This is a genomic window from Methylobacterium sp. DB0501 (assembly GCF_011043735.1).
Classification (GTDB): domain Bacteria; phylum Pseudomonadota; class Alphaproteobacteria; order Rhizobiales; family Beijerinckiaceae; genus Methylobacterium; species Methylobacterium alsaeris.
The window spans coordinates 378,822-390,921 of record NZ_JAAKGV010000002.1; the positions used below are offsets into that span (position 1 = coordinate 378,822).

Sequence of the window (12,100 nt, forward strand, 5' to 3'; positions counted from 1 at the left end):
TCCAGGGTCACTCCACCTTCTCCCGGGCGAGGCGGTCGAGCACCTGCTTCAGCTCGCGCTCGCGGTTCGCCTGCGCCTCGACCCAGTCGCGGATCATCTGCTGCTCGGCCCGCATGTGCTGGACGAGGCCCTGGATCCCCTCGGCGAGGTTCGCCATCGCCTGGGTGCTGGCCCGGCCGTGGGCGGTGCTGTCGCCCACGAGGGAGCCGAGCCGGGTCATCGCGTCGGCGATGTCCCTGAGCACCGCGTCGCCCCGCGGCGACGGCTCGGGCGGGCGGGGCGCGGAAGCCGGAATCGTGGCGGCGAGCGCGGCGGCGGCCGGCACCGTGACGGGGACCGGCACCGGAGCCGGCGCGGGACCGGCCGCGGTGACGAGCCAGTCCTCCAGCTCGTTGTAGAACCGGGTATGGGCCTGCCCCGCCTGGAGGTCGAGGAAGCCGATCACCAGGGAGCCGGCGAGGCCGAACAGCGAGGCCGAGAAGGCGAGGCCGATCCCCGACAGCGGCACCGCGAGGCCGCTCTTCAACTCGTCGAACATCACTGCCGCGTCGCCGCCGCCGGCCCGCATCGAGCGGATCACCCCGCCCACCGCCGACAGGGTATCGATCAGGCCCCAGAAGGTGCCGAGCAGGCCGAGCAGGATCAGGAGGCCGCCGATGTAGCGCAGGATCTCGCGGCCTTCGTCGAGGCGCGAGGCGACCGTGTCGAGGAGCGGCTGGAACTGCGCTTGCGGGTGCGGCCGGCCGGCCCTCGCCTCCCGCAAGGCAGGGGCGAGCGCGCTGAGCACGCGGGGCGTGCCGGGATCGGCGGCGCCGGTCGCGGTGCGGTTGGCGAAGCGCACCTCGCGGAAGAGGCGCTGCACCTGCCCGAAGGCCATGATGACGGCGATCAGGGTCGCGCCGAGGATCAGCCCGTTGAGGCCCGGATTGGCCATGAAGGCCGGCACGATCTGACGGTAGAGCACGAAGGCCAGGAAGCCGGCCAGCGTCAGGAACACCGCCATGCGGATGAGGTAGATCCGCGGCGATGTCAGGGGAGGGGACGCTGCGCTCGCCGCCATCGCGGGCCGTACTCACTGTCGCGGGGTCGCCCCCGCCTGCCGCGACGGGGATCGACCGGCACTGTGCCGGGTGCGGCTTGGCCGATCAAGCCGGCCCGGACGGAGTATCCTGGGGTTTCGGACCGGGTGCGGTCTCAATCCCAGTGCCGCGGCCAGGTTTCCTCGAGATGGGGCCCGAGGCGCACCGGGCTCACCCGCCGGGCGAGGCCGGTCGCGTCGTCGGTCTCGACCGCGAGGCCGCACAGCGTGCCCTCGCCGGTCGCCGCCTCGAGCCGGCTGCCCGGGGTCTTCTGAAGGAAGCGGCGCACCGGCTCGTCCTTCTGCATGCCGAGCACCGAATCGTAGTCGCCGCACATGCCGACATCCGACATGTAGGCGGTGCCGCCCGGCAGGATGCGGTGGTCGGCGGTCGGCACGTGGGTGTGGGTGCCGACGACGAGGCTGGCCCGGCCGTCGAGGAACCAGCCGAAGGCCTCCTTCTCGCTCGTCGCCTCGGCATGGACGTCGACGATCACCGCGTCGGCGGCGTCGCGCAGGGGGCAGGCGGACAATTCGCGCTCGGCCGCCGCGAAGGGATCGTCGAGGGGATCGAGGAAGATCCGTCCCATCACGTTGACGACCAGGACCCGGGCGCCGGTCGTGGTCTCGATCACCGTGGCGCCGCGGCCGGGCGTGCCGGGCGGGTAGTTGGCCGGGCGCACCAGCCGCGGCTGGCGGGCGATGAACACCAGCGCCTCGCGCTGGTCGAAGGAGTGGTTGCCGAGCGTCACCGCGTCGGCGCCGGCATTGATCAGTTCATCGCAGATGCTCTCGGTGATGCCGAAGCCGCCGGCGGCGTTCTCGCCGTTGATGACCACGCAGTCGAGGCGCCAGCGTTCGCGCAAGGACGGCAGGCGCTCGCTCACCGCCAGGCGGCCCGGCCGGCCGACGACGTCGCCGAGGAAGAGGAGGCGCATGGCGGGGGTCAGTCTCCGGTGAGGTGGATCAGGCCCGCTTCGGTGACGATGCCGTCGAGAGGCCGGTCGTGCGGGCCGTCCGGAACGCGGGGGATCTCCTGGGCCGAGAACGCGATGCCGATGGCGAGGGCGCGGGCCGGGGCGTCGAGGCGGGCGAGCGCCCGGTCGTAATAGCCCTTGCCGTAGCCGATGCGGTGGCCGCGCCGGTCGAAGGCGGCGAGCGGGACGAGGAGCGCACGGGGATCCACCACGGGCGCGCCGGGGCCCGGCTCGCTCAGGCCGAAGCCGCCGGCCGCGAGGGAATCGCCCTCGGCCGCGAGCCGGAACACCAGCCCGTCGGGCGTCACCTGCGGCAGCGCCACCGCCTGGCCGCGGGCGCGCAGGGCGGTGAGCAACGGCCGCACGTCGACCTCGCTGCGGATCGGCCAATAGGCCGAGACCACCTCGGCGGCCGCGATCTCGGGAAGGTCGAGCACGATCTCGGCGATGCGGCGGGAGGCCGCCGCGCGGGCCTCGACCGCCAGCCCGTCCCGCCGCGCCAGCGCGGCCTTCCGGAGGGTGGCCTTGTCCGGGGAGGCGGGGGATATGTCGGTCGTCATGAAAGTCCAGCGCGGAGCCACGAGAGCCGTTGGAGAATCGATCCCGGGAAACCTACGAAGTAGGTGGGCGCCGTTATGCCCCGGTCCACGGACCAGGGCAGTGACAGCTCCCGAGGGAGTCGATAAGGCCCCGGGGATATTGTCTCCTGACGAGAACCGCAGCCCCGCCGACCTCATGTAGCGCCGCCGGGGCGGTTGCGAAAGGGGGCGTAAGGGGGGATTTGCGAGGCGCGACGGCCGGCGGACCCGCCCGGCCCAGCCGGATGCGCGGCTCTGTGGTGAGACGGCTATGATCGGCAGATCCGGCTCCGCCTCTCAGGGTCGTCCCGGGGCTCGCCGCAGGCGAGAGCCCGGGATCCGGAACCGCAGGTTTCGAAGAATGCGGCGGAACGCGATCCGTCGTCTTCGGAAGCACCGGCGGTTCCGGATTCCGGGTTCCGCCGCGCGGCCCCGGAATGACCATGGAGGGCGTCAGGTCCGCCATCGAGATCGACCTTTCCCTCAAGAGCCTCTTCAGGACCCCCGAGCTTCTTTAGGTTCCCTAACCTCTTCAGGACCCCCATGAGCCCTAAAGCTATCCTCGCCCCCGTCTTCGTCCAGGTTCTGCTGACCTTCTGCCTGCTGCTCTGGACCGGGCGGAAGCGCTTCGCCGCGGCGCGGGACGGGCAGGTGACGCTGAAGGACATCTCGCTCGGCGAGCGGACCTGGCCGGCGCCGGTGCAGCAGGTCTCGAATGCCTTCGCCCACCAGTTCGAATTGCCGGTGCTGTTCTACGTGTTGACCGGCCTGGCGCTCGCGACCGCCAAGGCCGACGCCCTGTTCGTCGGCCTCGCCTGGGTCTTCGTGCTGACGCGGATCGTGCATGCGGGGATCTACACCACCGGCAACGTGGTGATCCGCCGCTTCCAGGCCTTCCTCGCCGGGGCGATCACCCTGATGGCGATGTGGCTGATCTTCGCCGTGAAGATCCTCCTCGCGTGAGCCAGCGGCTCGCTGGTGCGGTGCGAGCCGCGCGCTCGCAATGTCGGTGCGAGGAGGGTAAGGGGGCGGTTCAGTAGCGCGGGGCCCGCGGCGGCGGGTTGCCGTATTCGAGCTGCGTCTTGGCGTCGTAGGGCCGGGGCGGCGGCGGGGTGAGGTCGACGGCCGGCGCCGCCGGGGCGGTGGCGCAGGCCCCGGCCGCGAGCGCGATCAGGCCGGCGAGACTCACGGCGAGGGCGGACGGAATGGGACGACGGATCATGCGGGCGGAACTCCGGCTCGGCGGGGTGAACGGCCAAGGTGTCGGGGCCGCGCGGGCCGAAAGCTTGGCCGTGATGGGCCGGTCCCGGGGCGCGACGATGGCGGTTTCGCGACCGGCGGTGTCGCGATGACCCCCGGCGCCCGCCTCTCCGCCGCCATCGAGGTCCTGGCCGACATTGCCGAGCGCCGCCGCCCGGTCGCCGACGCCCTGAAGGATTGGGGCCTCGCTCACCGCTTCGCCGGCTCCGGCGACCGCGCCACCATCGCCACCCTGGTCTACGACGCCCTTCGCCGTCGTGCCTCCGCCGCCTGGATCATGGGCGAGGACACGCCCCGCGCCGTGCTGATCGGCTCGCTGCGGCTCCAGCGCGGCCTCGCCGCCCGGACCGTCTCCGAGCTGTTCACCGGCGAGCGCTTCGCGCCCGCACCCCTCACGGAGGCCGAGCGCGTCCGGCTCGAGACCGGCACGCTCGCCGACGCGCCGGTCCACGTCGCCGGCGACGTGCCCGAATGGGTGGTGCCCTCGCTGACGGAGGCCCTCGGCGACGACCTCCTGGTGGAATTGCGGGCGCTCGCCCGCCGCGCGCCCCTCGACATCCGGGTCAACACCCTCAAGGCGACGCGCGACGGCACCCGGGAAGCGCTGGCCCACCTCTCCCCCGAGCCGACGCCGCTGGCGCCCGACGGCCTGCGGGTGCCGCTCGGCGAGGACGGGCGCGGCCCGGCACTCCATGTCGAGCCGGAATTCCTGGACGGTTGGTTCGAGATCCAGGACGAGGGCTCGCAACTCGCCGCCCGCCTCTCCGGGGCCGGTCCCGGCATGACGGTGATCGATCTCTGCGCCGGCGGCGGCGGCAAGACCCTGGCGCTCGCCGCCCAAATGGGCAATGCGGGCCGGCTGATCGCCACCGACGGCGATCCCCGGCGCCTCGCGCCGATCCATGAGCGCCTGCGCCGGGCCGGGGCCGTCGCCGAGGTGCGCACGCCCCGGGGCGGAAAGGGACGGCCCGACGTGCTCTCCGACCTCGACGGCACCGCCGACCTCGTCCTGGTCGATGCCCCCTGCACCGGCTCGGGCACCTGGCGGCGCAACCCGGACGCCAAGTGGCGCCTGCGTCCCGGCAGCCTCGCCGCGCGGGTGGCCGAGCAGGAGGCGGTTCTCGACCGCGCGGCGCGGCTGGTGCGGCCGGGCGGGCGGATCGTCTACATCACCTGCTCGCTCCTGCCGGAGGAGAACGACGCCGCGGTGGCGGGCCTGGCCTCGCGCCGCGGCGACGTCGCGCCCCGGGCCCTCGACCTGCCGGAGGCGGTCGCCGCCAAGGTGCGGCGGACGGCGCACGGCATCCAGATGAGCCCGGAGCGGACCGGCACCGACGGCTTCTACGTCGCGCTCCTGGAGCGCTAGAGCGCGGCCCGATCGCGTTGCCACACGGGACACGACACAGCAGGCCGCGCATGTCCCGTGCGTGGCGTTGCGATCGGGCAGTGCTCCGGGTCCTTGATTGTGCCGCGTCGTCTGCGACGAACCGGTCTCCGGCTGCCGGAAGGCCATCGAGGCGGATCATCCCTGACGCGGGCGCGGCGCATCGCCGTGCCCGCCCGGTATTTTTCTGCCGTGCATCTGCGGCGGCTTGGCTTATTCATGGCGGGCCAAGGTTGAGGGCGGGCCGCCGATCGCCGGATCCCGGGGCATCGTCGGGGACCCGGAGAGTATCGGACGGTCGGCATGGCGCTGCATCGCAGGACGTTGCTCACGGGAGCGGCCGGCCTCGCCCTCGCGCCTGCCGCCGTCGCGCAGCAGGCGGTCCCCGCAGGGCAGGAACGACCTTTGGCGCAGGATAAGCCAGCAGGACACGACGCGCCGCCGGAGACCGCCCCCGGCGCCACCCTCGAGGTGCTGCCGCTCTGGCCCGGCAGGCCGCCGGGGGGAGGGGGCCCGAACCCCGACGGGCCGCCCTTCGACGAGAGCCGCGAGGGCGTGGTCACCGGCGTGGCCGAACCGTGCCTGCTGGTGATGCGCCCGGCCCGCTCGACCGGGAGCGCGATGGTGATCGCCGCCGGGGGCGGCTATCGCCGCATCGATATCGGGCACGAGGCGGTGCCGGTCGGGCGCTGGCTCAACGGCTTGGGCGTCACCGCCTTCGCGCTGGTCTACCGGCTGCCCGGCGAGGGCTGGGCTGCGGGGGCCGACGCGCCGATCCAGGACGCCCTGCGGGCGGTGCGCCTGGTGCGGGCACGGGCCCGGCGCTACGGCTACGAGCCGAACCGGGTCGGCGTGATGGGCTTCTCCGCCGGCGGCCACCTGATGGGCTCGGCGAGCACCCGCTTCGCCTCGCCGCTCTACCCCGCCGTGGACGAGGACGACGCGCTCTCGGCCCGGCCCGACGTCGCGGCCCTGCTCTATCCCGTCATCACCCTGAAACCCCCCTTCGACCGCACCTCGAGCCGTCGCGTCCTCGTCGGCGACAGTCCGACCCGCGTCGCCACCGAGGCCTACTCGGTCGAGACCCAGGTCCGCCCCGAGACCCCGCCGACCTTCCTGGCCCAGGCCGCCGACGACCCGATCGCCGTCGTCGACAATTCCCTGCTGATGTTCGCGGCGCTTCGCGCCGTCGAGGTGCCGGTGGAGATGCACCTGTTCGAGCGCGGCGGCCACGGCTTCAATCTCGGCGTGCCCGGCTCGCCCGCCGCCGCGTGGCCGGGCCTGTTCGCCACCTGGGCGCGGCGGCGGGGATTCATCCGGGTGTGAGACACCGGAAATTCGAAGTCCGCTGACGACACACGGGCTTTGCCCCATACCGCTCCTTCCAATCCCGATTGACAGGGCTCGCGGCCGCAGCCCATCATCGCCCCCGTGACCGAGATGCCCCCCGACCCGAACCTCTCCGCGCCCCTCCGCCACCTGGAGGGGGACCAGCCCCCGGCGCCCGACTGGTTCCGGGACGCGGTCGCGGTCGCGCCGCAGGTCGGCCGCCTCACCGTGAAGGGCGCCGGCATCGAGACCTTCACCTGGGGGAGGCGCGGCCGGCCGGGTCTGCTGCTGCTGCACGGCAACGGGGCGCATGCGGGCTGGTGGCGCTTCACCGCGCCCTTCCTCGCCGAGCATCATCGCGTCGCCGCCCTGTCCTGGTCCGGCATGGGCGGCTCGGACTGGCGCGAATCCTACGACCTCGACACCTTCGCCGACGAGATCGAGGCGGCGGCGGCGGAGACCGGCCTGTTCGAGGCGGGGGCGCCCGTGATGGTCGGGCATTCCTTCGGCTGCTTCCCGATGCTGACCGAGGCGGGGCGGGAGGCCGGGCGCTGGCGCGGTGCCGTGATCGTCGACCCGCCGATCTTCTCCCCCGAGCGCCGCACCGGCCGCCGGCGCGAGGACGGGCGATTCGCGCATCACCGGATCTACCCGACCCTGGACGAGGCGCTGGGCCGCTTCCGCTTCGCGCCGATGCAGCCCTGCGAGGCGCTCTACATCGCCGACCTCATCGCCCGCGAATCGCTGCGGGAGGTCGCGGGGGGCTGGAGCTGGCGCTTCGACCCCTCGATGTGGGCCCGCCTCGCCGTGCCGGACCGGGCCGCGATGGTGCAGGGCGCCCGTTGCCCGCTGGCACTCGTGACCGGCGCCCGCTCGGACCTGATGCGCCCGGCCGACGCGGCCTACGTCCAGGGCCTGCTGCCGCCGGGCTCGCCCCGGATCGACCTGCCGGAGGCCTACCACCACGTGATGGTCGACCAGCCGCTCGCCTTCGTGGCGGCGCTCCGGGGGCTGCTGGCGGCCTGGCCGAACCAATGAAAAAGGCGGCCCCGGACGGGGCCGCCCTCTCGACCGAGGTCAGAAGCAGCGGCGCACCTTGCGCACCACCACCCGGCCGAACGGGCCGCGGGTGCGGGTCACCCGGACCGTGCAGCGGGGACCGCGGCGGACCACCCGACGGGTGACGTACTGCGCCTGCTCGATCGATGCGACGGGCGCGACGCTGTGGCCGGGGGCGACCGGCAGGGCCGAGGCCGGCGCGAGGCTGAGGCCGGTGGCGAGGGTCGCGGCGATCCCGAGGACGATGGCTCGCATGGCGAGGCTCCTTGTCTGGTGGGTAGGGGGCGCCTCAGTCGCCGTTAGCGCATGAACGCCCGGTTAATGCCGTGAACGCACCGTGGACCCGCGGCGGTCGCGCGTTGCGCGATCCGTGAGCCTCGTCTAACTCATCGTCCCATGACGACCGAGCACGACAAGATCCTCATCATCGATTTCGGCAGCCAGGTGACCCAGCTCATCGCCCGACGGGTGCGTGAGGAGGGCGTCTATTCCGAGATCGTGCCGTTCCAGGCGGCCGAGGCGGCCTTCGCGGCGATGAAGCCGCGCGCGGTGATCCTGTCGGGCGGGCCGGAATCGGTCACGGTCGAATCCTCGCCGCGGGCGCCGCAGGCGGTGTTCGATGCCGGCGTGCCGGTGCTCGGTATCTGCTACGGCGAGCAGACCATGGCGGCCCAGCTCGGCGGTGAGGTCGAGGGCGGACACCACGCCGAGTTCGGCCGGGCCGAGATCGAGATCGTCGCCGACAGCGCCCTCTTCCGCGGCGTCTGGCACGTCGGCGAGAAATACCCGGTGTGGATGAGCCACGGCGACCGGGTGACGAAGCTGCCCGACGGCTTCACCACCGTGGCGATCTCGCCCAATGCCCCCTTCGCGGCGGTGGCCGACGAAACGCGCAAGTTCTACGCGGTGCAGTTCCACCCCGAGGTGGCCCACACCCCCCACGGCGCGCTCCTCATCCGCAACTTCGTGCGCGACATCGCCGGCTGCACCGGCGACTGGTCCATGGCCGCGTTCCGCGAGGAGGCGATCGAGCGGATCCGCGCCCAGGTCGGCGGCGCGAGGGTGCTCTGCGGCCTCTCGGGGGGCGTCGATTCGGCGGTGGCGGCGGTGCTGATCCACGAGGCGATCGGCGAGCAGCTCACCTGCGTCTTCGTCGATCACGGCCTCCTGCGCCAGGGCGAGGCCGAGGAGGTGGTGCGGCTGTTCCGCGACCACTACAACATTCCCCTCATCCACGTGCAGGCCTCCGACCTGTTCCTCGGCGAGCTTGCCGGGGTCACCGACCCGGAGGTCAAGCGCAAGACGATCGGGCGCCTGTTCATCGACGTGTTCGACGCCGAGGCCAAGAAGATCGGCGGCGCCGACTTCCTGGCGCAGGGGACGCTCTATCCCGACGTGATCGAGAGCGTGTCGTTCACCGGCGGTCCCTCGGTGACGATCAAGAGCCACCACAATGTCGGCGGCCTGCCCGCCCGCATGAACATGAAGCTCGTCGAGCCGCTGCGCGAGCTGTTCAAGGACGAGGTCCGGGTGCTCGGCCGCGAGCTCGGCCTGCCCGAGGCCTTCGTGGGCCGCCATCCCTTCCCGGGCCCGGGCCTGGCCATCCGCTGCCCCGGCGAGATCACGGGCGAGAAGCTCGACGCGCTGCGCAAGGCCGACGCGATCTACCTCGAGGAGATCCGCAAGGCCGGGCTCTACGACACGATCTGGCAGGCCTTCGCGGTGATCCTCCCGGTCAAGACCGTCGGCGTGATGGGCGACGGCCGCACCTACGACCACGTCTGCGCGCTGCGGGCCGTCACCTCGGTCGACGGGATGACCGCGGACTTCTACCCCTTCGACATGGCGTTCCTGGGCCGGGTCGCGACCCGGATCATCAACGAGGTCAAGGGCATCAACCGGGTCACCTACGACATCACGTCGAAGCCCCCCGGCACGATCGAGTGGGAGTGAGGACGGGTCGCGGGTTCGCGCGCTCCGGCCGGCCGTGCCCGATCACGGCGGAGCGGTCCGGTGCAAGAAAGCCACTCACCCTTCGGGGCCAAATCGCCTAGCCTGCCGTCCGGAGATCGCGGTGCGGATGCGGAGTGACGCGGGAATGGCGGTGACGATCCACCGGGACGAGCCGGTCGTCGAATCGGCCCTCCACCGTGCCTATTCGCAGCTCGTCTGGGATACGACCGACCATGCCCTGTGCCTGCTCGATGCGGACGGGCGGGTGGCCGCCTGGAACCCCGGGGCGGAAAAGCTGACGGGCTTCCCGGCGGCGGAGGTCCTCGGGCGCACCGTCGCCTCCGACACGCCCGACGAGAGCGTCACGGCTTTGGCGGCCGCCCGGGAGGCGGGGCGCTTCGAGACCGAGGGCTGGTGGCCGCGGCGCGACGGCAGCCGGTTTCGTGCCCGGACCGCCATCGCGGCGATCCATGACGGAGGAACGCTGGCAGGCTTCGCGCAGGTCATCCGCGACGTGACCTCGCGGCGGGAGGAGGGCGGCCAGTTCGAGGCGGTGGCGCTGATCCTCGACCTCGCCCTCTCGACGATGTCGCAGGGCCTGTGCCTGTTCGACGCCGACCGCAAGGTGCGGCTCATCAACCAGCGGTTCTTCGAGATGTTCGCCGTGCGCGACCGGGGCGACCTCGTCGGCACCGCGATCGAGGCGATCTGGGCGCTTGTCTTCGGCGGCCCGGAGGCGGGCTCCTGGGAGGGCGCCGCGCTCCTCGCCGGGCACGAGGCGCATCTGAGCCGCGACGAGACGATCATGGCCAGCACGCCGGATGACCGCGCCATCGCGCTGGTGCGCCGGTCGGTGCCCGGGGGGGCGTTCGTCGTCACGTTCGAGGACGTGACGCGCCAGCGCCAGGCCGAGCTGGAGATCAGCCGGCTCGCCCATCACGACGCGCTGACGGGACTTCCCAACCGGGCGATGCTGTGGCGCCGCCTGCGCGAGAGCGCCGCCGACGGCGCGCTGCCGCCCGGCACCGCCCTTCTGTTCCTCGACCTCGACGGCTTCAAGGCGGCCAACGACGAGTTCGGCCACCAGACGGGCGACGCCCTGTTGCGGCAGGTGGCCGAGCGCCTGCGGCGGGCGGCCCCGGAGCCGGGCCTGCCCGCCCGGTTCGGCGGCGACGAGTTCGCCCTGCTCCTGCCCGGCGGCGCCGGTGAGCTGGCGGTGCCCCTGGCCGAGGGGCTGCTGATCGACCTCGCCCGGCCCTACGCGGTCGCGGGGCAGCGCCCGTGCCACGTCACGGCCAGCATCGGCATCGCCTTCGCGGAGGACGGCACCACGCCCGATGCCATGCTGCGCCAGGCCGATTGCGCGCTCTACGCCGCCAAGGCCGCCGGCAAGGCCGCCTGGCGCCTGTTCACCCCGGCCCTCGAATCCGAGCGCCATGAGGAACAGCGGATCGAGCAGGACCTGCGCCACGCCGCCGAGGCCGGCCAGCTCCGTATCGCCTACCAGCCGATCGTCGGCCTGGCGCACGGCGCCGTCAACGCCCGGGAGGCGCTGCTGCGCTGGACCCATCCCGAGCGCGGCCCGGTCTCGCCCAAGCGCTTCATCCCGCTCGCCGAGAAATCGGACCTGATCCGGGCGCTGGGCCTGTGGGTGCTGGAGCGGGCCTGCACCGACGCCGCCGCCTGGCCCGATCCGGCCCGGGTCTGCGTCAACGTCTCTGTGCGCCAGCTCGGCGACGGCACCCTGCCGAAGGCGGTGGCGGCGATCCTCGACCGGACCGGCCTCCACCCCCGCCGCCTCGAGCTCGAGATCACCGAGACGGTGCTGAGCAATGCCGGCACCGGCATCGTCGACGACCTCCAGCTCCTCCACGCCATGGGCGTACGGATCTCGCTCGACGATTTCGGCGTCGGCTTCTCGTCGCTCGCCCGGGTCCGCGCCTTCCCGTTCGACCGCATCAAGATCGACGGCTCGTTCGTGCGCGACGCGGTCGAGCGGCCGGATTGCCGGGCGATCGTCGGCATCGTGTCCGAGCTCGGGCGCCGGCTCGGCATCGAGACGGTGGCGGAGGGCGTCGAGACCCCGGCCCAGCTCGCGGTGGTGCGCGAGGAGGGGTTCACCGAGGCGCAGGGCTTCCTGTTCGGCCGCCCCGTGACCGGTCAGGCCCGCCGTCGGGGCCTGACGGTCAGGCCGTCGGGAGGGGCGTCAGGCGATCGGCCCGGTGTGCTTCTCGAGCAGCGCCCAGGCGTCGTCGCCGAACTTGCCCTTCCACTCCTTGTAGAACCCGGCCGATTGCAGCTTGGCCTGGAACGCCTTGGTATCGACGTCCTGGATGGTGAGGCCGCGGGCGCGCAGGTCCTGCTCGGTCGTGCCGCTGCGCTGGGCCATGTCCGCGCGCTGCGCCACGGCTTGCGTATTGAAGTGCTTGGCGATCACGGTCTTCACGTCCTGCGGCAGGCCGCGCCAGATCTTGCCGTTCGA

11 protein-coding genes and 1 other RNA gene are annotated in these 12,100 nt (G+C 72.8%); 6 read left to right on the top strand and 6 right to left on the bottom strand.

Going from position 1 to position 12,100, the window contains the following annotated elements:
* Positions 1–7: 7 nt before the first annotated feature.
* The 4 genes from G4G93_RS05585 to ssrS form a co-directional block, all read right to left on the bottom strand.
* The gene (locus G4G93_RS05585) at positions 8–1,060 is read right to left on the bottom strand and encodes a MotA/TolQ/ExbB proton channel family protein (protein ID WP_165081998.1); all 1,053 of its coding nucleotides are present in this window, start codon (positions 1,058–1,060) and stop codon (positions 8–10) included.
* A gap of 134 nt (positions 1,061–1,194) precedes the next feature.
* A complete protein-coding gene (locus G4G93_RS05590; protein ID WP_165082000.1) occupies positions 1,195–2,016 on the bottom strand; it encodes a TIGR00282 family metallophosphoesterase in 822 nt (273 codons plus the stop codon).
* An 8-nt stretch (positions 2,017–2,024) separates the two neighbouring features.
* On the bottom strand, positions 2,025–2,615 hold the full coding sequence (locus tag G4G93_RS05595; RefSeq protein ID WP_165082002.1) for a 5-formyltetrahydrofolate cyclo-ligase: 591 nt from the start codon (positions 2,613–2,615) through the stop codon (positions 2,025–2,027).
* A gap of 10 nt (positions 2,616–2,625) precedes the next feature.
* Positions 2,626–2,783, bottom strand: a non-coding RNA gene (gene ssrS, locus G4G93_RS05600) — 6S RNA.
* A 393-nt stretch (positions 2,784–3,176) separates the two neighbouring features.
* Here ssrS and G4G93_RS05605 point away from each other — a divergent pair.
* Positions 3,177–3,596, top strand: coding sequence for an MAPEG family protein (locus tag G4G93_RS05605; RefSeq protein WP_165082004.1), 420 nt, complete (start codon positions 3,177–3,179; stop codon positions 3,594–3,596).
* Positions 3,597–3,666: 70 nt separating this feature from the next.
* On the opposite strand, the gene G4G93_RS05610 is transcribed toward G4G93_RS05605, so the two are convergent.
* A complete protein-coding gene (locus tag G4G93_RS05610; RefSeq protein ID WP_048454387.1) occupies positions 3,667–3,855 on the bottom strand; it encodes a hypothetical protein in 189 nt (62 codons plus the stop codon).
* Between the two features lie 126 nt (positions 3,856–3,981).
* Between G4G93_RS05610 and G4G93_RS05615 the strand changes: the two genes are divergently transcribed.
* From G4G93_RS05615 to G4G93_RS05625, 3 genes are all read left to right on the top strand, one after another.
* Complete coding sequence (locus tag G4G93_RS05615) at positions 3,982–5,259, top strand: RsmB/NOP family class I SAM-dependent RNA methyltransferase (protein WP_165082006.1); 1,278 nt, start codon at positions 3,982–3,984, stop codon at positions 5,257–5,259.
* A 321-nt stretch (positions 5,260–5,580) separates the two neighbouring features.
* Complete coding sequence (locus tag G4G93_RS05620) at positions 5,581–6,603, top strand: alpha/beta hydrolase (RefSeq protein WP_165082008.1); 1,023 nt, start codon at positions 5,581–5,583, stop codon at positions 6,601–6,603.
* Positions 6,604–6,717: 114 nt separating this feature from the next.
* A complete protein-coding gene (locus tag G4G93_RS05625) occupies positions 6,718–7,644 on the top strand; it encodes an alpha/beta fold hydrolase (RefSeq protein ID WP_165082094.1) in 927 nt (308 codons plus the stop codon).
* Between the two features lie 39 nt (positions 7,645–7,683).
* Here the strand turns inward: G4G93_RS05625 and G4G93_RS05630 are convergent, their stop codons facing one another.
* On the bottom strand, positions 7,684–7,920 hold the full coding sequence (locus G4G93_RS05630) for a hypothetical protein (protein WP_165082010.1): 237 nt from the start codon (positions 7,918–7,920) through the stop codon (positions 7,684–7,686).
* Between the two features lie 141 nt (positions 7,921–8,061).
* Between G4G93_RS05630 and guaA the strand changes: the two genes are divergently transcribed.
* On the top strand, positions 8,062–9,618 hold the full coding sequence (gene guaA, locus G4G93_RS05635) for a glutamine-hydrolyzing GMP synthase (protein ID WP_165082012.1): 1,557 nt from the start codon (positions 8,062–8,064) through the stop codon (positions 9,616–9,618).
* Positions 9,619–9,763: 145 nt separating this feature from the next.
* The coding region (locus tag G4G93_RS05640; RefSeq protein ID WP_165082014.1) for a putative bifunctional diguanylate cyclase/phosphodiesterase at positions 9,764–12,100 on the top strand (2,337 nt) is incomplete at its 3' end.

Bases quoted from the DNA above. Each gene is read 5' to 3' on its own strand.
- G4G93_RS05595 (WP_165082002.1), bottom strand. From the start codon at position 2,615: ATGACGACCGACATATCCCCCGCCTCCCCGGACAAGGCCACCCTCCGG.
- G4G93_RS05590 (WP_165082000.1), bottom strand. From the start codon at position 2,016: ATGCGCCTCCTCTTCCTCGGCGACGTCGTCGGCCGGCCGGGCCGCCTG.
- G4G93_RS05620 (WP_165082008.1), top strand. From the start codon at position 5,581: ATGGCGCTGCATCGCAGGACGTTGCTCACGGGAGCGGCCGGCCTCGCC.
- G4G93_RS05605 (WP_165082004.1), top strand. From the start codon at position 3,177: ATGAGCCCTAAAGCTATCCTCGCCCCCGTCTTCGTCCAGGTTCTGCTG.
- G4G93_RS05630 (WP_165082010.1), bottom strand. From the start codon at position 7,920: ATGCGAGCCATCGTCCTCGGGATCGCCGCGACCCTCGCCACCGGCCTC.
- G4G93_RS05615 (WP_165082006.1), top strand. From the start codon at position 3,982: ATGACCCCCGGCGCCCGCCTCTCCGCCGCCATCGAGGTCCTGGCCGAC.
- G4G93_RS05610 (WP_048454387.1), bottom strand. From the start codon at position 3,855: ATGATCCGTCGTCCCATTCCGTCCGCCCTCGCCGTGAGTCTCGCCGGC.
- G4G93_RS05585 (WP_165081998.1), bottom strand. From the start codon at position 1,060: ATGGCGGCGAGCGCAGCGTCCCCTCCCCTGACATCGCCGCGGATCTAC.
- guaA (WP_165082012.1), top strand. From the start codon at position 8,062: ATGACGACCGAGCACGACAAGATCCTCATCATCGATTTCGGCAGCCAG.
- G4G93_RS05625 (WP_165082094.1), top strand. From the start codon at position 6,718: ATGCCCCCCGACCCGAACCTCTCCGCGCCCCTCCGCCACCTGGAGGGG.